Origin of the sequence: Agrobacterium fabrum str. C58 (genome assembly GCF_000092025.1) — a bacterium.
Lineage (GTDB): Bacteria > Pseudomonadota > Alphaproteobacteria > Rhizobiales > Rhizobiaceae > Agrobacterium > Agrobacterium fabrum.
Window position 1 is genome coordinate 2,757,240 of the sequence record NC_003062.2, and the last position, 24,446, is coordinate 2,781,685.

Sequence of the window (24,446 nt, forward strand, 5' to 3'; positions counted from 1 at the left end):
ACAAACAAAGGATGGGAAACCAGATGAAAATTGTGATGGCCATTATCAAGCCGTTCAAGCTGGATGAGGTGCGCGAAGCACTCACCGGCGTCGGCATCCAGGGCCTGACCGTGACCGAGGTGAAGGGTTACGGACGTCAGAAGGGGCATACCGAGATCTATCGCGGCACGGAATACGCGGTGAGCTTCCTTCCCAAGCTGAAGATCGAGATCGCAGTTCCATCCGACGTCGTCGACAAGGCCGTCGAGGCGATCGCGTCTGCGGCAAAGACCGGGCAGATCGGTGACGGCAAGATCTTTGTCTACTCTATCGAACAGGCCGTGCGCATTCGTACCGGCGAAACCAACACAGAAGCGCTTTAAAGCACGGCTGACAGGGGAGTTTTCCAACTATGCAACTCAACAAGTTTTTGACGCTCGGCAAGCTGGGCGCCGCAGCAACGGCCCTGATGGCCCCGGCCATCGCCTTTGCCCAGGATGCAGCGCCAGCAGTAGCGGCAGCGGCTCCTGTTCCGGAAAAAGCCGATACCGCCTTCATGTATATCGCAACGATCCTCGTGCTGTTCATGATCATTCCTGGTCTGGCGCTGTTTTACGGCGGTCTGGTCCGCACCAAGAACATGCTCTCCGTTCTCATGCAGTGCACGGTCATCGGCGCAGTCATGATGCTGGTGTGGGTCATCTACGGTTACTCCTTCGCCTTCGGCGGCGGCACCGGTCCTTATTTCGGCGGCTTCGGCAAGCTGTTCCTGTCGGGCGTTTCGCTTGACAGCACGTCTGCCACCTTCTCGCAGGGTGTCGTGATCTACGAATACACCTTCATCGCCTTCCAGATGACTTTTGCGGCCATCACGCCGGCGCTGATCATCGGTGCTTTTGCAGAACGCGTGAAGTTCTCCGCCGTTATCCTTTTCACCATCCTCTGGGCCACCTTCGTTTATTTCCCGATCGCGCACATGGTCTGGGACGCGAACGGCCTGATCTTCGGCATGGGCGCTCTCGACTTCGCCGGCGGCACCGTCGTTCACATCAATGCCGGTATCGCTGGCCTGATCGGCGCTATCATGGTTGGCAAACGCACCGGCTTCGGCAAGGACATGATGGCTCCCCACTCCATGACGCTGACGCTGGTTGGCGCCGCCATGCTGTGGTTCGGCTGGTTCGGCTTTAACGCCGGCTCCAACCTCGAGGCATCGGGCGGTGCGGTTCTCGCAACCATGAACACCTTCCTCGCCACTGCTGCGGCCATCGTTTCCTGGTCGCTGGTTGAGAGCTTCACCCGCGGCAAGGCTTCCATGCTGGGTGCTGCTTCGGGCATGATCGCCGGCCTCGTTGCCGTCACGCCTGCTGCCGGCTCCGTCGGCCCGATGGGTGCGATCGTTCTCGGTCTCATCGTTTCGCCGATCTGCTACTTCTTCGTCTCCGTGGTGAAGAACAAGTTCGGTTATGACGATACTGCCGACGTCTTCGGCGTCCACGGCATCGGTGGCATCATTGGCGCCCTCGGCACCGGCATCTTCACCTCGCCGCTGCTTGGCGGCACCGGCAAGGCCGATTTCTCCATCTCCTCGCAGCTCTGGACCCAGTTCGTTGCCGTCGCCATCACCATCGTCTGGTGCGCGGTCGTTTCGGCTATCCTCTACAAGATCGTCGACGTGATCGTTGGTCTTCGGGTTCCGGTCGAAGCCGAACGCGAAGGTCTCGACCTCGCGACCCACGGCGAAGCCGCTTACCACTCCTGATATCAGGGAAAAGGGGTTCTCCATCCCCTCTCCCGCAAGAAGGCCCGCTCCGGCGGGCCTTTTTCTTTGCCGTAAATCCGCGCTCGGCCTCAAAAAGCCGCATGGTTAACACGACATTAACCAGCGAGCGGTTAGTTTTCCCTGTCAATCCGGGATCAGGTCACCCTGCCGGATCTTGCCGAAACCACAAAACAACGGGTTCAGGGACATGGGCAGAATGCATTCTCCGACATTCGATGGTCGTCACACGCGCTTCGTGTTGACGGCGTTTTTCGTGCGTCAGATCATGGCTCTCGCCGGTTTTGCTCTTTTGGCGACGATTGCGCTCGGCATTGCTGCACTGGCCACATGGAATGTCGCGGATCCGAGCCTCTCTTATGCCACGGGGAACCAGCCCACCAATCTTCTGGGTTACAGCGGCGCGATCTTTGCCGATATCGTGATGCAGTTCCTCGGTCTTTCCGCAATCATTGCATTCCTGCCCATCATCGCCTGGGCGATCGCGCTCATCGCCGGCCGCAAGTTCAATCGCATACCCGCCCGCCTCGTCGCATGGGTTGCGGGCGCCATCGTCTGCGCCGCCTCTCTCGGCTGTTTTCCGGCACCCGTCACATGGCCCCTGCCGAACGGCATCGGCGGCGTCATTGGTGACATGATCCTGCGCTTCCCGGCACTTTTCATCGGCGCTTACCCCACCGGCACCATCGCCACGATACTCGGCGTCATATTCGCGGCGCCCGCTGCCTGGCTCATGCTGTTTGCCGCCGGTATCGTCGGCGGTCTGGACGACGAGCTGGAGCGGGAGGAAGCTGTGCCCGTCGCCACCAGCAAGGCCCGCGCTGCCCGTGAAGCCGAAGAGGATGATGAGGACGATGGCGAAGGCTTCTTCGCCAACATGCTCGCCTTTGGCGCTATTGCGCATTACTGGTACATCACCCAGGCGCGCTTGCGCCGCCTGTTCGGCCTGAAGTCGAAATCGCTGCACACCGAATTCGAACATCCCTATGATTTCAACGAATATGAATTCGGTACCCTGAACGAACCCTCTCGCCTGAAGACGGCGATCAATCGTCTCGACCAGCGCTCGGAACCCTCTTTCGAAGAACGCGCCGCCTCGCGCCGGCAAATGTCGCCTCCCTCCATTGCGCTCGATCATGACAACAACGCGGATGACGAGCCGCCTTTCGACGCGGACGGACGCCGGCTGCCGAACGGCATTCTTTCCGACGACGAATCCGACGATAAATTCACTCCCCGGCAGGCCCCGGGACGTGGACAGCCCAGAATAACCGCGCCTTCCGCCCGTCCCAAGCCAAGCGAGCGCGTGGCAAGAGAGGCCCAGGCGTCTTTCATCGCCGCCGATGGTTTTCAGCTGCCCACCGTCCATCTTCTGGCCGAACCGAAGAATGTCGTGCGCGACAACACGCTCAGCGAAGAAGTGCTCGAACAGAATGCCCGCCTTCTGGAAGGCGTCCTCGAGGATTTCGGCGTCAAGGGTGAGATCATCCACGTCCGCCCCGGCCCGGTGGTGACACTTTACGAACTGGAGCCCGCGCCCGGCATCAAGTCTTCACGCGTCATCGGCCTTGCAGACGATATTGCCCGCTCCATGAGCGCGATCGCCGCCCGCGTCGCCGTCGTTCCCGGCCGCAATGCCATCGGCATCGAACTGCCGAACCAGACGCGTGAGACCGTGTTCCTGCGGGAACTGGTCGGCAGCCGCGATTTCGAAAACAGCAAGGCCAAGCTCGCCATGGCGCTCGGCAAGACCATCGGTGGCGAACCTGTGATCGCCGATCTCGCCAAGATGCCGCATCTTCTGGTCGCCGGCACCACGGGTTCGGGCAAGTCCGTCGCCATCAACACGATGATCCTGTCGCTTATTTACCGCATGTCGCCGGAACAGTGCCGCCTGATCATGATCGACCCGAAAATGCTGGAACTGTCGATTTATGACGGCATTCCGCATCTGCTTTCCCCCGTTGTCACCGATCCGAAAAAGGCCGTTGTGGCCCTGAAATGGACCGTGCGCGAGATGGAAGAGCGCTACAAGAAGATGTCGAAGATCGGCGTGCGCAACATTGACGGCTTCAACAGCCGCGTGCAGCAGGCGCTGGACAAGGGCGAAATCCTCACCCGCACCGTGCAGACCGGCTTCGACCGCCAGACCGGCGAAGCGATGTACGAGACGGAAGAATTCGATCTGAAGCCCCTGCCCTATATCGTCGTCATCATCGACGAAATGGCCGACCTGATGATGGTGGCCGGCAAGGACATTGAAGGCGCGGTGCAGCGCCTGGCGCAGATGGCGCGTGCCGCCGGCATCCACGTCATCATGGCCACCCAGCGCCCGTCCGTCGACGTCATCACCGGCACGATCAAGGCCAACTTCCCGACCCGTATCTCGTTCCAGGTCACCTCGAAGATCGACAGCCGCACGATCCTTGGCGAGCAGGGCGCCGAACAGCTGCTCGGCATGGGTGACATGCTCTATATGGCGGGCGGCGGACGCATCCAGCGCGTGCACGGTCCCTTCGTGTCCGACAATGAAGTTGAAGAAATCGTCGCCTACCTGAAGACGCAAGGGTCGCCGGAATATCTGGAAGCGATCACCGAAGAAGAAGACGAAGACGGCGCTGGCAGCGGTCCGGCTGGCGCTGGCAACTTCTCCGATTCCGAAGACCCCTACGATCAGGCCGTGGCCGTCGTTCTTCGCGATGGAAAAGCCTCCACGTCCTATGTGCAGCGCCGTCTCGGCATCGGTTACAACCGCGCCGCATCGCTAATCGAGCGCATGGAGCAGGAGGGCATTATCGGCCCCGCCAACCATGCCGGAAAACGCGAAATTCTCGTACCGACAGAAGCAGACATCATCGAGCGATAAATCCGCAACCAAGCGGGGCTGCGAAGCGTTACTACACGCTTTCACGTCATGAAGCCGCCGCCTTTTATGCGGACAATCGCTGCGATGAAGGAGAACAGAATGAACGATCTGACCACCGGCGAAACGGCCAATGCAAGCACTACGCAAAATGGCGTGACGCGGCGTGGGGTGCTGACGGCATTTTCCATGGCTGCGGTGATCGCCGGCCTGTCGCCGCTTAACGCATTTGCCCAAGCAGCCGGCAATGGCGCAACCGCGCAGAAAATCGCCAATCACTTCTCTTCGGTCAAAACCATGATGGGCGAATTCGTGCAGTTCGGCCCGCGCGGGGAACAGACCGGCGGCAAGTTCTACATTGAACGGCCCGGCAAGCTTCGCTTCAATTACGAAGACCCCTCGCCCATGCGCGTCATCTCCGATGGCAAGAATGTCGTCATCGGCAACATGAAGCTGAAGACATGGGATCTCTATCCGCTGTCGAAGACCCCGCTCAGCCTGCTTCTCTCCGACAAGATCGATCTCGGCAACCAGAAGGTCCGGGATGTGAAGGAAGAATCCGACCTGACCACCATTGTCCTCGGCGACAAGAGCGTGTTCGGCGATTCGACCATTACCCTGATGTTCGATCCGAAAACTTTCGATCTGAGGCAATGGACGACGACCGACGCCCAGAACAAGGACACGACAGTCATGATCTTCAACGTCCAGACGGGCGTGAACCTCGATGAACGTGTCTTCAACATCAATTATGAGGAAGTGCGCAAGCGCGGCTGACGCTGCTCGCCCATACAAGCTCTTTAAAAGGCGGCTCTCAGGTCGCCTTTTTTATTTTGCCGCTAAAATACATTCCCGTTTTCATCGCGATGTTATAAGCCTGCGCCCCGAAACCATACCTTGAGGCTCTACCTCGAGGCGATAGAAACGGAGCCCATGCATGTCGTTTTCGATAACCACCTGGAACATCAACTCGGTCAGGCTCAGAATGCCAATCGTTGAGCAGTTTCTGGTGCGTTACAAACCCGACATTCTCTGCCTGCAGGAAACGAAATGCCCGAATGGCGAGTTTCCGATGAAACCGCTAAAAGCACTCGGTTACGAGCACGTCATCATCCATGGTCAAAAAGGCTATCATGGTGTGGCGATCGCTTCGAAAATCCCGCTGACCGAAGACCACCGGCAGGATTATTGCGGCATCGGCGATGCCAGGCATATTTCCGCGATTTTCCAGGTCGGATCGCGCCGCGTGCGGCTGCATAATTTCTACGTTCCGGCTGGCGGCGACGAGCCGGATCGGTCGATCAATCCGAAATTCGGCCACAAGCTCGATTTCATCGAGGAAATGAAGGCACTGCGCGCCGATGGCGTGCCCGGGACCTCCTCCATTCTCGTCGGCGATCTCAACATTGCACCGCTTGAAAATGACGTCTGGTCGCACAAGCAGCTTCTGAAGATCGTCAGCCACACGCCTGTCGAAACCGAAGGCATGCTGGATATCATGAAGAAGGGCAACTGGCTCGATCTGATGCGCCTGAACGTGCCGGAGACGGAAAAGATCTATACGTGGTGGAGCTACCGCGCCAAGGATTGGGAAGCCGCTAACCGCGGCCGCCGTCTCGACCATATCTGGTCCTCACAGGACCTCGGTTCCTCGCTTGAAAAAATCGAGATATTGCGTGAAGCCCGCGGCTGGAACCGGCCATCGGACCACGTCCCCGTCACGGCTCATTTCCGCTTCTGAACGCTAGAGCCGGCTTCAGACGAAGCGGTTCTGCAAACGGGCTGCACCCGCCGCCAGCGCCGCAATATTGTCGCGAATACGCGCCGACACGATATCGGCGACCTCAGGAAACTCCTCCACCAGCCGGTGAAAGAGGATGCGCGTTATCCGGATGACTTCGGAATCTTCCACTGCAACGGCAGTAAACTTTCTTTCACAAAGGGTGAAAAGCGCGAGCTCCGAAAGCAGCGCACCCTTGCCGGGCGTCGCCTGCAACAGGGGTTTGCCATCCCGCCCGGCGGTGAACAGTTCGAAATGCCCCGATGTCACGGCAAAGGCGCATTCAGCCGGCGAATGTTCCCGGAACAATATCTGCCCGGCCGATACACGGCGGCGTTCCGCACCGAAGGCGATAAGCCGCAACTGATCGTCGCTGAACCCCGCAAATAACGGCACTTGCCCCAGCAGAATAATATCGTCCGTCAAGGCCATGTCGATCACTACTCCGGAAAGCCGCCTGCATCACTATAGCGGTTTTCCAATATCGGTCGTCAAAATACAAGACGTTGAAACGCCGCGCATCCTTTCAGGAGGCGCGGCGTGAGCTTTGCGGCTATGAACGAGCCCGGTCTCAAGGAACGATCTTGTAACCACCGTTCTCGGTCACCAGGATTTCGGCGTTGGAAGGATCCCGTTCGATCTTCTGGCGCAAACGATAGACATGCGTTTCGAGCGTATGCGTGGTGACGCCGGAATTGTAACCCCAGACCTCTTCCAGCAGAACATCGCGCGTTACCACCGTGCTGCCGGCGCGATAGAGATAACGGATGATCGCCGCTTCCTTTTCCGTGAGACGGATTTTCTTGCCGTCTTCGGTCGTCAGCAGCTTCTGGCTGGGCTTGAACTGATAAGGACCGACGGTGAAAACCGCGTCCTCACTCTGTTCATACTGGCGCAGTTGCGCCCGGATGCGCGCCAGAAGCACGGCGAAGCGGAACGGCTTCGTCACGTAGTCGTTTGCGCCTGCTTCCAGCCCCAGAATCGTATCGGAATCGGTGTCGTGCCCGGTGAGCATGATTATCGGTGCCTTGAAGCCACCCTTGCGCAACAGCTTCACCGCTTCGCGGCCATCCATATCAGGAAGGCCTACATCCATGATCAGAAGATCGACCTGGGCGGTTTTGGCAGTCTGCATCGCCTGCGCGGCGTTTGCGCCGCTCAACAGCGAGAATTCCTCATAGGGAGATAATTGCTCGGTCAGCGTCTCCCGAAGATCGTCGTCATCGTCCACCAGAAGGATAGTGCGAGCCGTCATTCGGATTCTCAGCCTTTCTTACTTTAATCGTCAGCCAATTCAGCGATTTGCCGGTAAAAGGTCAACCCATTGCCATCACATGATGAAGTGCTATGACTTCACGTTAAATAACCTGCAAAGCAAAATCTCGTGAAAAACATGAGCAAACGCCCCACGGAACAACGTAAACGCGTGTCGACGCTCATGGTTCGGCCGGCTCCCATGAAAATCAGCCGGGCGATCGTCCAACTTGGGCATCTCACCTTTCCCGCCGCCATCGGGCGTAATGGCCGCACCGTGCTGAAACGCGAGGGAGACGGGAAATCACCGATTTCCGTCACCCGCCTGCTGCACGGATTTTATCGTGGCGATCGCATGTCCGCCACTGCAACGGCATTGCCGATGCAACGGACGTCAAAGTCCATGCTGTGGTGCGACGAGCCCCGCAATCCCAATTACAACAGGCTGGTCAAGGCACCCTTCACGCCAAGCCATGAAGAAATGATGCGCAAGGACAGCCTCTATGACATCTGTCTCGTGCTGGACTGGAACGTAACCTCGAGAAGCCGCAACCGCGGCTCGGCGATCTTCATGCATCTGATCCGGCCGGGATACGAGCCGACCGCGGGCTGCGTTGCCCTCCACCCCCGCGACATCAGGCGCATCCTGCCCCATATGCGCAAGGGAACGAAAATCCGTATCCTGTGATGTGCATGCAGCGAGGCAAGCAACAAAAAACCCGCCATCAAGGCGGGTTTTTTTAGAAGGAAAAGGCCGTGATTAAGCGGCTTCGTCCTGAGAATCATCCTCTTCAACGGTCTTGCCACGCTTGGGGCCCTTGGCAAGGTTGACTTCCACCAGGCGGACAGCCTCGGTTTCGGACATCTTGTTGACGGCGGCGATTTCGCGCGCCATGCGGTCGAGAGCAGCTTCGTAAAGCTGACGCTCGGAATAGGACTGCTCCGGCTGGTTTTCAGCACGGTAGAGATCGCGTACGACTTCCGCAATCGCAATGAGATCGCCGGAATTGATCTTCGCATCATATTCCTGCGCGCGGCGCGACCACATGGTCCGCTTCACACGCGCCTTGCCCTGCACCACTTTCAGCGCCCGCTCGACAAAATCGCCTTCGGAAAGCTTGCGCATGCCGATGCTGACGGCTTTGGCGACGGGAACCTTAAGACGCATCTTGTCTTTTTCGAAATCGATGACAAAAAGCTCAAGCTTCATGCCGGCGACTTCTTGTTCCTCGATGGCAGAAATGGTACCGACACCATGAGCGGGATACACAATCGCTTCACCGGTTTTAAAGCCGTGATGTGCTGGAGATTTCTTCTGCTGGGTCGTCATTCGTTCTAAAAACTCCCTGTTACATACCCGGGGATGCCGGGGTTGGGTCGGTCAGGCCCTGATGAGACGGGGGAACCGTCAGGTGACTCCGCACTGGTCCAGCCGTGCACGCAAAAAAACACCTACCCGTCTTACGGGGTTCGATAACGTAAACGCTCGATATGTCACGGAAACCGCGTGCAAAAGAGGTGTTGCTTTCGTGGTGTTTTTGGGCACACAAATGCCACGCTGTGGATCAGTATCGTTGGTGTACCACAAAAATAGGTGCAAATCAATAATTTGCTTCGACCGTGGCCGCAACATCACATGGCAGCTCTAGAACCGCCTAAAATTTAGCCGCTAAAATACTGTAAAATGCTTCGCGACAGACCCTCATGGCAAAAGAAGCAAAAAAATTTCACTTACCGACTGAAGAAACACGAAAGCCTCTTAAACTCTTCGTAATTCCACGCCAATATCCGATTCGACTGAAAAGGCAAAATCCGTAAATTGGCGGTGCTTTTTTATATTAAAGTGTGATTTTTGGAGGAATCCACGTCAAATGGGCTACAGAAACAATCCAAAACGCGAAAAACAGATCGAAAAAGCGCGCCAGCAGGCAATTGCCGAAAATGTCCAATTTCTTGATCCAGGTATTCTTTATGGAAGGGCAAGTGCCGACGATATAGAATATTATTCCGCGGAGATGTTGGCAGCGAGTGCGGCTCACAGTTTCGAGGCGCTTTCGCACTGGACCGGGGATGCGCCCCACATTAGCATCACCACGGTGGAAGGCGTTTCGCCGCGGGATATTCCGGTCACGGTTCTGACGATTATCGGCCGCAACATGCCCTTCCTTTACGATTCCGTGATGGGCGAAGTCACCAGCAGCTATCGCGGCCTTTACCTCGCCGTGCACCCCATCCTCGTTCGCGATGACGAAGCGCAGGGTTACCGCCTCGCCGAGCCCGAGGACGATCCCGCTGAGAATATCAGCCTTATCCAGCTGCATATCGCGCCGCTGACGCCGCAGGCCGCCTCGGCGCTGGAAGAGCGGCTGCGCTTTGTGCTGACGCAGGTGCAATCCGCCTATCGCGACTGGCGCCCAATGCTGACGAAGCTCGATGAAGCGCTGGACGAATTGTCGAAGCGTGGCTCGTCGCGGCGCAAGACAGAACGTACCGAAGCCGTCGAATTCCTCAACTGGCTCCGCAACGACAATTTCACCTTCCTCGGCATGCGCGACTACACCTATTCCGGCAAGGGAAAGAACGCGAAGATCGAACGCGGTGATGGCGTCGGTCTCGGCAGCCTCAGCGACCCGGATGTGCGCGTTCTGCGTCTCGGCAAGAATGCGGTGACGACAACCCCTGAAATTCTCGCCTTCCTCGACGGTCCGGATTTCCTCATCGTCACCAAGGCCAATGTGAAGTCAATCGTGCACCGCCGCGCCTATATGGATTACATCGGTATCAAGCGCTTTGACGAGGACGGCAATGTCATCGGCGAATTGCGCATCGTCGGCCTTTTCACCGCCACTGCCTATACGCGCTCGGTCAAGCAGATACCGCTGCTGCGCGCCAAGGTCGCCGACGTCGAGCGCCATTTTGGCTTCGACCCCAACAGCCATTCCGGCCGTATCCTGCAAAACACGCTGGAAGCCTATCCGCGTGACGATCTCTTCCAGATCGAGACCGACCTTCTGATCCGCTTCATCGAGCAGATCATGGAACTGAGCGACCGTCCGCGCGTGCGGGTGCTCGCACGTATCGACCGTTTCGACCGCTTCGTCTCCGCCATCATCTTCGTGCCGCGTGAGGAATATAATTCTTACGTGCGCGAGAAGATCGGCGATTATCTGAGCCGGGTTTATGACGGGCATATCTCTGCCTATTATCCCGCCTTCCCCGAAGGCGCAGTCGCCCGCGTCCACTTCATCGTCGGCCGCACGGAAGGCAAGACGCCGCGCATCGCCCAGGACAAGCTGGAAGATGCCGTCAGTGATATTGCGGCACGCTGGATAGACCATTTCGTCGCCCTTTCCGAACCGGGCGCGCCGGTACTGGACGTCGATCAGGCCTATCAGGAAGCCTTCACGCCCGAAGAAGCGATCGGCGACATGCCGGACATTCTGGCGGCCGCCAATGGCGAGCCGGTCCGCATTGAATTCTACCAGCAGGAAGGCCAGTCGGACGACACGCTGTCACTGAAGATTTTCCACCGTGACGGCCACCTGCCGCTTTCACGCCGCGTACCTCTGCTCGAGAATCTCGGCTTCAACGTCATCAGCGAACGCACATTCGATATCGGTGTCGTTTCCGAAGGCGAAAAGCGCGACATCGTGCTGCATGACATGGAACTGTCAGTCGCTGCCGGCACGACGCTCGATCTCCCGCACTACGGACCGAAACTCGAGGAAGCCTTCCTTGCCGCCTTCTCCGGCAAGGTGGACAATGACAACTTCAACCGCCTGATCCTTGCCTGCGGCCTGAACGTGCGCGAAGTCTCCGTGCTGCGTGCCTATGCCCGTTATCTGCGCCAGACCGGCATCGTTTATTCGCAGGAGCATATTTCCGAAACGCTCTATAAATATCCTGACATTTCCCGGAATATTTTCGCGCTATTCAAGGCTGGCTTCGATCCGTCTATCGAAGAAAAGAAGCGGGTGAAGAAACTCGCAGAGATTCACAAGGCGATTGAAGCGGCCCTGAGCGGCGTCCCCAATCTCGATGAGGACCGCACGCTGCGGCGCTACGTCAACGCCATCGATGCGACGCTGCGCACCAACTACTTCCAGAAGAATGCCGACGGCACCCCGCGTGACCTCCTGGCATTCAAGTTCGATCCGAAACACCTGGATGGCCTGCCCGATCCCCGCCCCTTCCGCGAAATCTTCGTTTACGGCACCGAGGTCGAAGGCGTGCATCTGCGCTTCGGCAAGGTGGCGCGCGGCGGTCTGCGCTGGTCGGATCGTGGCCAGGACTACCGCACCGAAGTTCTCGGCCTCGTCAAGGCTCAGCAGGTGAAGAACGCGGTCATCGTGCCTGTCGGTGCCAAGGGCGGCTTCTTCCCGAAGAACCTGCCCGCCGGCGGCTCCCGCGACGAGGTCTTTAATGCCGGTCGCGAGGCCTACAAGACCTACATCCGCACCCTGCTCTCGATCACCGACAATATCGTTGACGACGCCATCGTGCCGCCGGCCGATACACTGAGGCTGGATGGCGACGACCCCTATTTCGTCGTTGCCGCCGACAAGGGAACGGCCACCTTCTCCGATACGGCGAACGGTCTTGCCCATGAAGCCGGTTTCTGGCTGGACGATGCCTTCGCATCGGGTGGTTCCGCCGGTTATGACCACAAGAAGATGGGCATCACCGCCCGTGGCGCATGGGAAACGGTAAAGCGCCATTTCCGTGAAATGGATACCGATATCCAGACCACGCCATTCACCGTGGCCGGTGTGGGCGACATGTCCGGCGACGTTTTCGGCAATGGCATGCTGCTGTCGGAAAAGATCAGGCTGATCGCGGCCTTTGATCACCGCGATATCTTCATCGATCCAGACCCGGATACCGACAAATCCTTTGCCGAACGCAAGCGGCTTTTCGAACTGCCGCGTTCCAGCTGGCAGGATTATGATCGCTCGACCCTCTCGGCCGGCGCGATGATCATCTCGCGTTCCGAAAAATCGGTAACGTTGACGCCGGAAGCCGTGGCCGCCATCGGCCTCGACAAGTCTGTCGCCACACCCTTCGAGATCATGACCGCCATTCTGAAGGCGCCGACCGATCTCCTCTGGTTCGGCGGCATCGGCACCTACATCAAGGCGGCGGTGGAAACCAATGCCGAGGTGGGTGACAGGGCAAACGACCCGATCCGCGTCAACGCCACGGAGCTGCGCGCCAAGGTCATCGGCGAAGGCGCCAATCTCGGTATCACCCAGAAGGGCCGCATTGCCTATGCGCTTGCGGGCGGACGTTGCAACTCCGACGCCATCGACAATTCGGCAGGCGTCAACTCCTCCGACGTCGAGGTGAACATCAAGATCGCACTCGCTTCCGCCGTCAATAGCGGCCGCCTGACGATGCCGAAACGCAACCAGCTTCTCGCTTCCATGACGCCTGATGTGGCGCAGCTGGTGCTGCGCAACAACTACCAGCAATCGCTCGCGATCTCGCTGACGGAGCGGCTGGGGCTGGCGAACCGTGAGGAGCTCGGCCGCCTGATGGGTGCGCTGGAGGCAACAGGGCAGTTGAACCGCAAGGTGGAAACCCTGCCGAACAATGCCGAGTTCAGCGAGAGGTATGCCTCCGGCAAGCCGCTGACCCGGCCGGAAATTGGTGTACTTCTCTCCTATGCCAAGCTGACACTGTTCGATGCGCTGGTGGCAAGCCCACTTCCGGATGAGCCCTATCTCCAGCATCTGCTGCTCGACTATTTCCCGGCCAAGATGCAGAAGAACTATGCTAATGATATCAAGGCGCATCGCCTGCACCGTGAGATCGTCGCAACCGCGCTCGCCAATGCCGTCGTCAATCGTGGTGGCCCGGGCTTCGTGCAGAAACTCGCCGATGCGAGCGGACTATTGGCGGCAGACGTCGTGAAAGCGGCAGTCATTGTTGAAGATGGTTTCGGTCTCAAGCGACTTTGGACAGAGGTCGATGCACTTGACGGCAAGGTCGGCGGCCAAGTCCAGAATGGGCTTTATGCAACGATCACCCGCATCTTCTCCGATGCAAGCAGGCTTTACCTGCAAACGGGAAGCGCGGGCGCGGCGGCGGGCGACATGGCGACCGAGATCGAGCGTCTGAAAACCGCGATCAAGACGCTGTCGCCGGCAGCAACGAAATATCGCCGCGAGCTGGGCGTGACCGAAATCGATGGCGTTCCCTCCGGCCTTCTGGAAGAGCTGGATACGCTTTCATTACTGGTCTATGTGCCTGAAATCATGCGCATTGCCGAAAGTGCCGGCACAACGCTTGCCCGCGCCGCCGAAAGCTACGCCACCGTGTCCTCCACCTTCCGTGTTGCGCGTCTGCTGGATGCCAGTCAGCGCATAACACCAGCGGATCATTATGAGAGTCTGGCTCTCCTGCGCAGCCAGGACCAGATTTCCTCATCAAGACGCCGCATCGTCATTTCGGCTCTCACCGAGTATGCGAAGGAAAAAGACCCGGTTCAGGCCTGGTATGCGGCTGACCGCGTGCGCGTCAACCGCATCGTCTCCGAGCTCGGCGCGCTCAGCGAAAGCGGCGACACCAACCTCGCGCGCCTTACCGTGGCGGCGGGGCTGCTTGGCGATATTGTTCAGGCACGCTGAGCGGAATCTCAAAAACGTCATCCGGGCCATCGACCCGGGTGGCGACCAACGACGTGAACGGCCAACATCACGAACTTCCCGATTATCCGATAGGACGATGAATGACTGTCCCCTCCCAGAACGCGGAAACAGTGGTTGCCAAACGCGGCATTTGGGGCTGGGTCATGTTCGACTGGGCGGCGCAGCCCTTCTTCACTGTTGTCACCACCTTCATTTTCGGCCCCTATTTCGTCGCCCGCCTCACCGATGATCCGATCTCGGCGCAGGCGACGTGGAGCAACATGGCGACGGTTTCTTCGATCATCATCGCCCTCTTCTCCCCCATCCTCGGCTCCATCGCCGATCAATCCGGCGCACGCAAACCGTGGATCGCCTTTTTTGCCGTCATCAAGATCGTCAGCCTGTTTTTCCTATGGTTTGCAGCGCCGGGGTCGCCGATCATCCTGCCCATCATCTGCATGATCCTCGCTTCCATCGCCGCGGAATTCTCGATTGTCTTTAACGATTCCATGATGCCGCGACTGACCAATCCGCAAAATGTCGGACGCATCTCCAATCTTGCCTGGGGGCTCGGTTATCTTGGTGGCATGGTGGTGCTGATTGCCGTGGTGACGCTTCTCGCCTCCAACCCGCAGACGGGGCTGACGATTGCCGGCGTCAAACCGCTTTTCGGTCTCGACCCCGCCACCGGCGAGGATGCCAGAATAACCGGACCGCTTGCCGCCCTCTGGTATCTCGTCTTCATTCTGCCGATGTTCCTGTTGACCTCCGATGCCGAAAAGGGTCTGCCCTTTGCAGCCGCGATCCGCTCTGGACTTGGAGAACTGAAGATTACGCTCCGCGAACTCCGCTACCGCCCCGTGCTTTTGCGATTTCTGATCGCGCGCATGCTTTATCAGGATGGTGTCAATGGCGTAATCATCCTCGGTGGGGCCTTCGCTGCCGGCATGTTCGGCTGGGCGACGATGGAAATCGGTCTCTTCGGCATCCTGCTCAATGTCGTCGCCATCGCAGGCTGCTTTGCTGCCGGACGGCTCGATCAGAAACTCGGCTCGCGCATCACTATCCTCATCAGTCTGGCGCTGCTGCTGCTCGCAACGGTCGGCATCGTCTCGACGGAAAAGGGCTCCACCCTGTTCGGCTGGATACAATTATCGACAGCGGATAATGACCGCATCTTCGCGACAGGCGCGGAAAAGGCCTATCTGCTCTATGGTGTGCTGATCGGCCTTGCCTTCGGGCCCGTCCAGGCCTCGTCGCGCTCTTATCTCGCCCGCAATATCACTGTGGCAGAAGCGGGCCGTTATTTCGGCATCTATGCGCTTTCCGGGCGCGCCACGAGTTTCATGGCAACGCTGTCGTTTTCCATAGCAACCACTATAAGCGGCTCCGCCCATATCGGCATGGCGACGCTCATCGTGTTTCTGGGGGCTGGGTTCCTGCTGTTGCTGCGCGTGCCGGAAAGAACGGCAGGCTGAAAGTCTGGAGCAGCAGCCGATGCGGTTGTTCAATCCAGCATCGGCCCGAAAGACAGGATCAGAGCTGGTCGAGTTTTTGCTGCAATGCGCGCAGCTGCGCCTTCAGCTCATCGATTTCGGATGCATTCGGCTTGCGGGTTTCCTTCGGCGCCTGTGGCATTGCGAAAGGCGTAAAACCCTGCATCGCCTGCCGGAACAGTTCCGTGTTGCGGCGAATCTGCTCTTCCATCATCTGCAGCGGTGCCTGGAAGTTGCGGGCAAGCGAACCGTCACCGAAAGCCTTGGCCATATGCTCCTGCATCTGGCTCTGCTGATCGGAGAAGGTCTTCATCGAATGTTCGAGAAATGTCGGCACGACCATCTGCATCTGGTCACCGTAATAGGAAATCAATTGCCGCAGAAACGCCGTCGGCAGCAGCGTATTGCCGGTTTTGGCTTCTTGCTCAACGATGATCTGCGTCAGCACCGCGTGGGTGATATCCTCAGACGACTTGGCGTCCTGAACCTTGAAGTCCTCGCCGCGCTTGACCATCTGCGCCAGGTCGTCGAGCGTCACATACGTGCTCGTGCCGGTATTATAGAGCCGCCGGTTGGCATATTTTTTAATGATTGTTTCGCCGTCGTGTTTCGCCATGCCCGCCTCCTCGCGATGATGGTATTTTCTTGTTTTTGTTTTTCTTGCTCTTCCCGGCGCAAAGTGTATGCGCAAAATACGCTGTCTGACAAATGTTTTGTGCATCGCAACAGTTTGTTTTTTGCGCAGCAATTTTTCGAAAGATTCCGACGTGATTTAGCAACATCTTTTAAAGCAACTTTCGGCATTTGACTTGTATTAAAAGCTTTGCCAGTCTCCGCCCGCATGTGAGGAGATGAGAAATGACCCTGCCTTCAATCGTGATTGCCAGCGCCGCGCGCACCGCCGTCGGCTCTTTCAACGGCCACTTCGCCAACACGCCCGCCCACGAACTTGGTGCCACCGTCATTAGTGCGGTGCTGGAACGTGCCGGCGTCGCGGCCAATGAAGTGGATGAGGTCATTCTCGGCCAGGTGCTCATGGCAGGCGAGGGGCAAAACCCGGCGCGGCAGGCAGCAATGAAGGCCGGCATTCCGCAGGAGGCAACCGCCTTCGGCATCAATCAGCTCTGCGGCTCTGGCTTGCGCGCCGTGGCGCTGGGCATGCAGCAGATCGTGACGGGGGATGCGGCCATCATCATTGCCGGCGGCCAGGAATCCATGTCCATGGCGCCGCATTGCGCCCATCTACGGGGCGGCGTGAAGATGGGCGACTTCAAGATGATAGACACGATGATGAAGGACGGTCTGACCGACGCCTTTTACGGATACCCGATGGGCATCACTGCCGAAAACATCGCTCGCCAATGGCAGCTTTCCCGCGATGAGCAGGACCAGTTCGCAGTCGCATCGCAGAACAAGGCCGAAGCCGCGCAGAACGCCGGTCGCTTCACTGACGAGATCGTGGCTTTCACGGTAAAGGGCCGCAAGGCCGATATCGTCATCGATGCGGACGAACATATCCGTCATGGCGCATCGCTCGAAACCATGGCCAAGCTGCGTCCCGCCTTCGACAAGGAAGGCACGGTCACGGCCGGTAACGCCTCCGGCCTGAATGACGGCGCAGCCGCCACGCTTCTCATGTCGGAACAGCAAGCGGCAAAGCGCGGCATCAAACCGCTAGCGCGCATAGCCTCCTGGGCAACGGCCGGCGTTGATCCGCAGATCATGGGCACCGGTCCCATCCCCGCCTCCCGCAAGGCGCTGGCCAAGGCCGGCTGGTCGATCAACGATATTGGCCTTGTCGAGGCCAACGAGGCCTTTGCCGCCCAATCCTGCGCGGTCGTGCGCGAGCTGGGCCTTAACCCTGACATCGTCAACGTTAATGGCGGAGCGATTGCCATCGGCCATCCGATCGGCGCTTCCGGCGCTCGCGTCCTGAACACGCTGATTTTCGAAATGCGTCGCCGCAACGTATCGAGGGGTCTCGCAACGCTCTGCATCGGCGGCGGCATGGGTGTCGCCATGTGCATCGAGGCGCTCTAAAAACCCTCGCAAGGTTTGCCAAAAAGCAATTCCGGTTCGCCAGACAATAGGGTAGAAGCGGCCTCCCATTGGCCGTATTTCTATGGCCGTTGGGCACAACGAACGAGTTCCGCAATAGTTGGGAGCGCTAGCATATTGAGGCGCTTCGTTGATAGGTCATGGAGGCCGATATGAGCCGGGTTGCGTTGATTTCCGGCGGGACGAGCGGCATAGGTGCCGCAATCGCCCGCGCCCTTCAGGCAGCCGGCTACCGCGTGGCCGTCAACTACGCCTTCACGACGGACAGGGCCGAAGCATTCCAGAAAGAAACCGGCATCCCGGCGTTTCAGTGGGATGTTCGCGATTATGACGCCTGCGTCGACGGCATAACGAAGGTTGAGGAAACCTTCGGACCGGTCGAAGTGCTCGTCAATAATGCGGGCATCACCCGCGACGCGATGTTTCACAAGATGTCGCCGCAGCAATGGCGAGAGGTGATCGACACCAACCTCACCGGCGTCTTCAACATGACACACCCCGTCTGGCCGGGCATGCGCGAGCGCGGCTTCGGCCGCATCGTCAACATTTCCTCCATCAACGGCCAGAAAGGACAGGCGGGACAGGTCAATTATTCCGCCTCGAAAGCGGGTGATATCGGCTTCACCAAGGCGCTTGCCCAGGAAGGCGCCAGCCGTAACATCACCGTCAACGCCATCTGCCCCGGCTATATCGGCACGGAGATGGTGCGGGCGATACCGGAAAAGGTTCTGGCGGAACGGATCGTGCCGCAAATTCCCGTCGGACGCTTGGGTGAACCGGAAGAAATCGCGCGTTGCGTCCTGTTTCTGGTGTCGGACGAGGCGGGTTTCATCACCGGCTCCACGATGACAGCCAATGGCGGGCAATATTTCGCCTGAGATAGCTCGTCCTCCACATCCGGCCCGACGCTGATGATAAACTTTTCGTGATAATGATGCTGGATAGTTTTGTTGCGCACAAAAACTTGAACGCAGAATACCGCAATAAAGCAACTGCTAAACCAATGAAAATACGAGGGTTTTCGTATAGTTTAGAACGAGTCTAGAGAGCTTGCCGTCGCACTATTGGAGGTTTTTCTTGACATTTACTGTCCTGTTTTGGTTTAAGAATGAAAACAACGTGTTGCGTCATACAGGCAGTCCATCATGCTGGTTTGCAGCTGCAATTACATTACCGATCACGATATCCGAGACGTCATCAACGAACTCCTCGATGAGGACTGTTGGCAGCTTATCGTTCCTGCAAAAGTGTATCATGCCATGGAAAAACGCGGTCGCTGCTGCGGCTGTTTTCCGACCGTTGTCGACCTGATCATCAAAACCACGGAAGAATATCACGCCCGTCGCCACTCGACTGAGGCTGATGTTTTTGATTTTATGTCCCGCTTGAAGCGATTCCATGAAGAGAACAGGAGAGCGGACATTGAAAGGCGACACAAAAGTCATCGAGCGGCTTAACGAAGCCCTTTTTCTAGAACTCGGTGCAGTAAACCAGTATTGGCTTCACTACCGGCTTCTGAATGATTGGGGTTTCACCAAGCTCGCAAAGAAGGAGCGTGCCGAATCCATCGAAGAGATGCAGCACGCCGACAAGATCATTGATCGTATTATCTTCCTGGAAGGTCATCCCAACCTCCAGACTCTGGCTCCGCTGCGCATCGGCCAGAACGTCAAGGAAGTGCTTGAAGCCGACCTGGCTGGCGAATATGACGCACGGACTTCCTACAAGAAATCGCGTGATATCTGTTCCGAGGCTGGAGACTACGTCTCCATGAAGCTGTTCGAAGCCCTGCTGATCGACGAGGAAGGCCATATCGACTTCCTCGAAACCCAGCTCGAGCTGCTCGGCAAGATCGGCGCGGAAAAATACGGCCAGCTCAACGCCGATTCTGCCAACGAAGCGGAATAAGCACTGGCGCCAGAACGAAAAAGGCGGCCTTGGCCGCCTTTTTTATTTGCCCGAAAGGTGCTGGAACTCTGCCACGACCTTTTCATAGACCGCCCGCTTGAAGGGCACGATCAGTTCCGGAAGACTTTCCATCGGCTTCCAGTCCCAGGCGTCGAATTCGGCCGAATGCCCGGTAGGCGGCGGATCGATCTGGATTTCGCTTTCATCACCCTCAAAGCGGAACGCGAACCAGCGCTGCGCCTGGCCGCGATATTTGCCCCTGAGGCCGATACCGATCAGTTCGGGCGGCAGATCATAGTGAATCCAGTCGCTCGCCTCCGCAAGCAGGGTCACAGTCTTCATGCCCGTCTCTTCGTAGAGTTCACGAATGGCAGCCGTCAAAGGCCGTTCGCCATCATCGATGCCACCCTGCGGCATCTGCCACAATTGCGGCGAGCCATCATATTCGGAGTTGCCCTCCTTGATGCGCCGGCCGGCCCAGACGAGGCCCTGAGCGTTCAAAACCATTATTCCCGCACAGGGACGGTAAGGCAAATCTTCTGCTTTGATTGTCATGGGAAACCCGCACTGTCTCAGCGCCGGAAATGGACGCAGGCAAGGTTTACTGCCCCGCCTGCCCGGAAACAAGCGCAGAAACGCCGACAATCTCGATGCCGCGCCCACCAGCCTCGCGTGACCATTTCGAGATCGCCGCAATGCTTTCATCGAATGCCGAGGCCACACCGATCGCCTGGCCGTTGCGGCGCGCAATCCGTTCCAGATCGTCCAACTTACGCAGGATGGAGGCTTCGGTGACTTCACCGTCAAGCAGAACATCCGCGAAACCCTGCGGCGCGGAAATGGCTTTCGCAATCCCGCCGCTCAGCGACTGCGCCGAGGAGCCATCATCCAGAAACAGCAATCCACGTTTGCCGATATCTCGCATGACCGGCTCCAGCGCGGACTGTTCGGCCAGGAAACGCCCGCCGAGATAATTCATGACGCCGGTATAATTGGTGATTTTCGCCATGGAGCGATGCAGCCGGTCAATATTGACCTTGGCAGGGTCGCCCGCCAGCAAGGTGTCAGGACCGGGATTGGTGCCGGGATAACCGAAGGGTTCCAGCGGTATCTGCAGAAGGATCTCATGCCCCTCACGGCGCGCGTCCTGCATCCAGCGCTGCAGGCTGTTGCCGCTGGCGGCAAAACCGAGCGTTACCTCCGGCGGCAGATCCCGGATCGCCTTTTGCGAACCCGTCTGGCTGAGACCGAGACCGCCGACCACAATTGCCACCCGGGTGCCGCGTGCGCCGGACCATGGCCGGGCATATTGCTCCATCGGCCGCAGGCCATCCGCACCGACAACGGGCAATTGACCGAAGGCGGTTTCCTCCAGCAGCTCCTCATTGGGCCGCGTCGCCATGCGCGGATCCTGGCCATAGGTCTGGCCGCTCATCAGCACAGGGCCGTCACTGTCACGGGGCCGGGGAGAATAAACCGATACGACATTGCCATCGGGCAAGGTCGCCCGATTGATATTGGCGCCGGAGCGACCGCTTTGCGGCTGCAGCCCGGCGGTGTCACCGGCAGCAGGCACATCGACCTGTGCTTTTTCAGGGGCCTTTTCGGCAAGCTGCGGCTGTCCATCCGGTCCGGCCGCCGTTTTCTGCAGATTACCGGGCGACAGCGCCGTGTAGATGGACAGGCCACCGATCGACAGAACGGCAAGCACAGACAGAAGCATAATGACGGAAAAGCGCCGGTTGATACCGGCGCTTTTTTTCTGACGACCCAGAAGCGGTTTTCGCAGGTCCGAAGACAATAAACAGTCCGTCCAAATGGTTGGGCAATGGAGAGAACGCGCCGGCGAACCAGCGCATCATCTTACTGCTTGTTGACCACAGCCTTGTCCGGGTTCGGCGGGAAAGACGGATCCGTCTTGGCACCGCGCAACAGGTCCAGCGCATAGTTGAGCTGGATGTCGTCCTTTGCTTCCGGCGGGACGTAGGCGGAAGAACCAGAACCCTCGTCGGTCTCGCTCTGGCCTTTGATGTGACCGGAAAGGCTTGATTCCCCTTCAGCCGTCACACGGCCCTGCAATTCCGCCGGCAACGGCTGCTCCACCTTGATATCGGGCTCGATGCCCGTACCCTGGATCGACTTGCCCGACGGCGTGTAATAAAGCGCCGTGGTCAGGCGCAACGCGCCCGCTTCACCGAGCGGAATGATCGTCTGCACCGAACCCTTACCGAAGGAGCGCGTGCCGACCACGGTCGCACGACGCAGATCCTGCAACGCACCCGCGACGATTTCCGAAGCCGAAGCCGAACCGCCGTTGACGAGCACGATCACCGGTTTGCCATCGGTCAGATCGCCGGCCGTCGCATTGAAGCGGCGAGTCTCATCGGGATTGCGGCCACGGGTCGAAACAACCTCACCGCGCTCGAGGAAAGCGTCGGAGACATTGATCGCCTGATCGAGCAGACCACCGGGGTTGAGGCGCAGGTCGAGGACATAGCCCTTCAGCTTGTCGGCCGGCACATCCGCCTTGATCTTCTTGATCGCCTTTTCGAGATCGTCATAGGTCTTCTCGGTAAAGGAGATGACGCGCAGATAACCGACATTGTCCCCCTCGACGCGAGACTTGACGGCCCGCACGGCAATCACGTCACGCACGACGGTGAATTCGAGCGGCTTGTCGGCACCCTTGCGGATCACCGTCAGCTTGATCGGCGTCTTGACGGCACCGCGCATCTTTTCGACGGCCTGTTCCAGCTTCAGGCCGCGAACCGGCGTACCGTCGATTTCCGAAATATAGTCACCGGCGAGAATGCCTGCACGCGAAGCCGGTGTGTCGTCCATCGGCGAGATGACCTTGACCAGCTCGTTCTCCATGGTCACTTCGATGCCAAGACCGCCGAACTCACCCTTGGTCTGGGTGCGCATGTCGTTGGCATCCTTGGCATTCATGAAGCTCGAATGCGGATCGAGCGAGCTGAGCATGCCGTTAATGGCATTTTCAACCAGCTTCTCGTCATCGGGCGGCGTCACATATTGTGCGCGCACGCGTTCGAACACGTCGCCAAAAATCGACAGTTCCTTATAGGTCGAAGGCCCGGCCGCCTGTGCCGGCATGCTCGCCGAATAAATCACGCTCATCGCCGTGGCGCCCATAAGCCCACCGATAAGGAGAAGCGAAACCTTACGAATCATTGTGCGCCCTTCCGGTATTTTTTGCGGTCCACCATGGTTGGGAATCAACCGGCACACCATCTTTCCTGAACTCAATGTAGAGCGTTGGCCGGTCGGTTTCCAGCGCCAATGCTGCTGCACTCGCTACTCTTTTTGCACCCATGGAGGCGATGGGCTCTCCGGAGAACACAAACATGCCCTGTCGCGTCCTCACATTGTCCATGCCCGTCATCACCACATGATATCCGTTACCCGTATTGAGGATGATCATCCGGCCGTAACTGCGAAAATCTCCGGCAAACACCACGAAGCCATCCGCAGGCGCTGTCACGATGGCTTCCGGTCCGCTCGCCACAACAATTCCCTTGGAAAAGTGGCCTGTACCATCCGCATCGCCGAAGCGCCGCAACACCTCGCCGGTAACCGGAAGCTCCAGCTTTCCCTTCAAACTCGCGAAGGGATATGCGGGCGCAATGCGGTTTTTATCGGGCATTCCGGCCTCGGCCGCAGCACGCTCCTTCTCGCGTTCCGCTTCGGAAAGACGGGCCAGGCGCTGCTCTTCCGCCCGCGCCTTTTCCATCGCCTCACGCACCGAGGTAATCTCGCCTTCAAGCGAGCTAACCAGTCCCTCAAGGCTCGTCGCCTTGCCCGCAAGCTCTTCAGATCGCTTGCGTTCCGCCTCCAGCTGCGCCGCCGTCTGGGTGTTCTTGCGGTCGTTTTCGGCAATCAGCAGGTCGAGGCGTTTTTCCTCTTCCAGACTTGCCGTCATCATACCCGTAAGATCATCCTTTTCGCGAGCGATTGCCTGCCTGACATCGGTCAATTCTTTGAGAGCGGCGACCAGCTTGTCGGTTTCACCACGAATGCCGGGCACGACTGCGCCGAGAAGAATGGCACTACGGACCGAAGCAAGCGCGTCTTCCGGCGAAACAAGAAGGGCGGGGGGCGGGTTTCTGCCCATTCGCTGCAACGCCGCCAGAACCTCCGCCAGCACGCCACGTCTTTCCCGCAGCGATGCCTTGACGTCATCCTCGCGCACAGAAAGCTTGGCCAGACGATCTTCGCCGTCACTGATCTTGGCTTCCAGCGCTTTGCGCCGGGCGGCCGATGCGATCAGTTCTTCGCGGATGCGGGCGCTGTCCTGATTGAGGGAAGCGATGCTTTCCTCGAGCGTCCTTGTCTTGTCCTCCGAGAGGCCGATGCTGTCGACCAGCTCTTCCAGATCCTGCCGGTTCTGATCCCGACGCTTTTCCAGCGCCTGAAGCGCGGCGGGGGACGAATCGTCAGTCGCCGCAGGAACGGCTCCCGCATCATCACGCGCATGAACAGGGCTACCACCTAAAACGAAAGCAGCAATAACCGCGCCCGCAAGGGCAGCGTGCCGTTGTCGTTGAGGCTCAGTATCCATTTGAACTTTCTTTGCTGCCGAAGCGGAAGCGCCGATATTACGGATTTTGTCGCGATCTTCCAAGGGGCCTGAAAAAGGCTGCCGTCAAAGCCCCCCGCAGCCAGCGGTGTCGCGGAGTTT

20 protein-coding genes are annotated in these 24,446 nt (G+C 58.5%); 12 read left to right on the top strand and 8 right to left on the bottom strand.

Translation table 11 applies throughout. The features are described 5' to 3' along the window. The first annotated feature begins 11 nt into the window (after positions 1-11). From ATU_RS13415 to ATU_RS13435, 5 genes are all read left to right on the top strand, one after another. A complete protein-coding gene (locus ATU_RS13415) occupies positions 12-362 on the top strand; it encodes a P-II family nitrogen regulator (RefSeq protein WP_004444057.1) in 351 nt (116 codons plus the stop codon). Positions 363-391: 29 nt separating this feature from the next. After that, on the top strand, positions 392-1,741 hold the full coding sequence (locus tag ATU_RS13420; RefSeq protein WP_006310939.1) for an ammonium transporter: 1,350 nt from the start codon (positions 392-394) through the stop codon (positions 1,739-1,741). Positions 1,742-1,958: 217 nt separating this feature from the next. Continuing rightward, positions 1,959-4,625 carry an FtsK/SpoIIIE family DNA translocase gene (locus tag ATU_RS13425; protein WP_035258088.1) on the top strand — a complete coding sequence of 889 codons (2,667 nt, stop codon included), beginning with the start codon at positions 1,959-1,961 and terminating at the stop codon, positions 4,623-4,625. Between the two features lie 48 nt (positions 4,626-4,673). Then, a complete protein-coding gene (locus tag ATU_RS13430) occupies positions 4,674-5,399 on the top strand; it encodes an outer membrane lipoprotein carrier protein LolA (RefSeq protein WP_046033604.1) in 726 nt (241 codons plus the stop codon). Between the two features lie 160 nt (positions 5,400-5,559). Further along, complete coding sequence (locus ATU_RS13435; RefSeq protein ID WP_006310943.1) at positions 5,560-6,363, top strand: exodeoxyribonuclease III; 804 nt, start codon at positions 5,560-5,562, stop codon at positions 6,361-6,363. 15 nt (positions 6,364-6,378) lie between these two features. Here ATU_RS13435 and ATU_RS13440 read toward each other — a convergent pair whose 3' ends face one another. Further along, positions 6,379-6,834: a cyclic nucleotide-binding domain-containing protein gene (locus ATU_RS13440; RefSeq protein WP_010972548.1), complete on the bottom strand. Its 456-nt coding sequence runs from the start codon at positions 6,832-6,834 to the stop codon at positions 6,379-6,381. Positions 6,835-6,973: 139 nt separating this feature from the next. Next, positions 6,974-7,657, bottom strand: a complete 684-nt coding sequence (locus ATU_RS13445; RefSeq protein ID WP_003505216.1) for a response regulator transcription factor — start codon at positions 7,655-7,657, stop codon at positions 6,974-6,976. 183 nt (positions 7,658-7,840) lie between these two features. Here ATU_RS13445 and ATU_RS13450 point away from each other — a divergent pair, with 183 nt between their 5' ends. Beyond that, on the top strand, positions 7,841-8,344 hold the full coding sequence (locus ATU_RS13450) for a L,D-transpeptidase family protein (RefSeq protein ID WP_113519812.1): 504 nt from the start codon (positions 7,841-7,843) through the stop codon (positions 8,342-8,344). Between the two features lie 72 nt (positions 8,345-8,416). On the opposite strand, the gene ATU_RS13455 is transcribed toward ATU_RS13450, so the two are convergent. Continuing rightward, positions 8,417-8,986, bottom strand: a complete 570-nt coding sequence (locus ATU_RS13455; protein ID WP_003505223.1) for a CarD family transcriptional regulator — start codon at positions 8,984-8,986, stop codon at positions 8,417-8,419. Between the two features lie 541 nt (positions 8,987-9,527). Between ATU_RS13455 and ATU_RS13460 the strand changes: the two genes are divergently transcribed. Together ATU_RS13460 and ATU_RS13465 are read left to right on the top strand one after the other, a co-directional pair. Continuing rightward, positions 9,528-14,285 carry an NAD-glutamate dehydrogenase gene (locus tag ATU_RS13460; protein WP_010972550.1) on the top strand — a complete coding sequence of 1,586 codons (4,758 nt, stop codon included), beginning with the start codon at positions 9,528-9,530 and terminating at the stop codon, positions 14,283-14,285. A 101-nt stretch (positions 14,286-14,386) separates the two neighbouring features. Next, positions 14,387-15,763 carry an MFS transporter gene (locus tag ATU_RS13465; protein WP_010972551.1) on the top strand — a complete coding sequence of 459 codons (1,377 nt, stop codon included), beginning with the start codon at positions 14,387-14,389 and terminating at the stop codon, positions 15,761-15,763. Between the two features lie 58 nt (positions 15,764-15,821). On the opposite strand, the gene phaR is transcribed toward ATU_RS13465, so the two are convergent. Then, complete coding sequence (phaR, locus tag ATU_RS13470) at positions 15,822-16,397, bottom strand: polyhydroxyalkanoate synthesis repressor PhaR (protein ID WP_003520279.1); 576 nt, start codon at positions 16,395-16,397, stop codon at positions 15,822-15,824. Between the two features lie 242 nt (positions 16,398-16,639). Between phaR and ATU_RS13475 the strand changes: the two genes are divergently transcribed. From ATU_RS13475 to bfr, 4 genes are all read left to right on the top strand, one after another. Then, the gene (locus tag ATU_RS13475) at positions 16,640-17,821 is read left to right on the top strand and encodes an acetyl-CoA C-acetyltransferase (protein ID WP_010972552.1); all 1,182 of its coding nucleotides are present in this window, start codon (positions 16,640-16,642) and stop codon (positions 17,819-17,821) included. A 170-nt stretch (positions 17,822-17,991) separates the two neighbouring features. Continuing rightward, on the top strand, positions 17,992-18,717 hold the full coding sequence (phbB, locus tag ATU_RS13480; protein ID WP_010972553.1) for an acetoacetyl-CoA reductase: 726 nt from the start codon (positions 17,992-17,994) through the stop codon (positions 18,715-18,717). A 267-nt stretch (positions 18,718-18,984) separates the two neighbouring features. Further along, positions 18,985-19,296 carry a (2Fe-2S)-binding protein gene (locus ATU_RS13485; protein WP_006310953.1) on the top strand — a complete coding sequence of 104 codons (312 nt, stop codon included), beginning with the start codon at positions 18,985-18,987 and terminating at the stop codon, positions 19,294-19,296. Next, entirely contained in the window at positions 19,262-19,747 is a 486-nt protein-coding gene (gene bfr, locus ATU_RS13490; RefSeq protein WP_006310955.1) for a bacterioferritin, read from the top strand. The genes ATU_RS13485 and bfr overlap by 35 nt, the downstream gene beginning before the upstream one ends. A gap of 42 nt (positions 19,748-19,789) precedes the next feature. On the opposite strand, the gene ATU_RS13495 is transcribed toward bfr, so the two are convergent. From ATU_RS13495 to ATU_RS13510, 4 genes are all read right to left on the bottom strand, one after another. Continuing rightward, positions 19,790-20,302, bottom strand: coding sequence for an RNA pyrophosphohydrolase (locus tag ATU_RS13495; protein WP_010972555.1), 513 nt, complete (start codon positions 20,300-20,302; stop codon positions 19,790-19,792). Positions 20,303-20,348: 46 nt separating this feature from the next. Continuing rightward, positions 20,349-21,548: a divergent polysaccharide deacetylase family protein gene (locus ATU_RS13500; protein WP_010972556.1), complete on the bottom strand. Its 1,200-nt coding sequence runs from the start codon at positions 21,546-21,548 to the stop codon at positions 20,349-20,351. Positions 21,549-21,610: 62 nt separating this feature from the next. Next, complete coding sequence (locus ATU_RS13505; RefSeq protein WP_006310962.1) at positions 21,611-22,939, bottom strand: S41 family peptidase; 1,329 nt, start codon at positions 22,937-22,939, stop codon at positions 21,611-21,613. Beyond that, positions 22,929-24,326 carry a murein hydrolase activator EnvC family protein gene (locus ATU_RS13510; protein WP_010972557.1) on the bottom strand — a complete coding sequence of 466 codons (1,398 nt, stop codon included), beginning with the start codon at positions 24,324-24,326 and terminating at the stop codon, positions 22,929-22,931. The genes ATU_RS13505 and ATU_RS13510 overlap by 11 nt, the downstream gene beginning before the upstream one ends. Positions 24,327-24,446 lie beyond the last annotated feature (120 nt).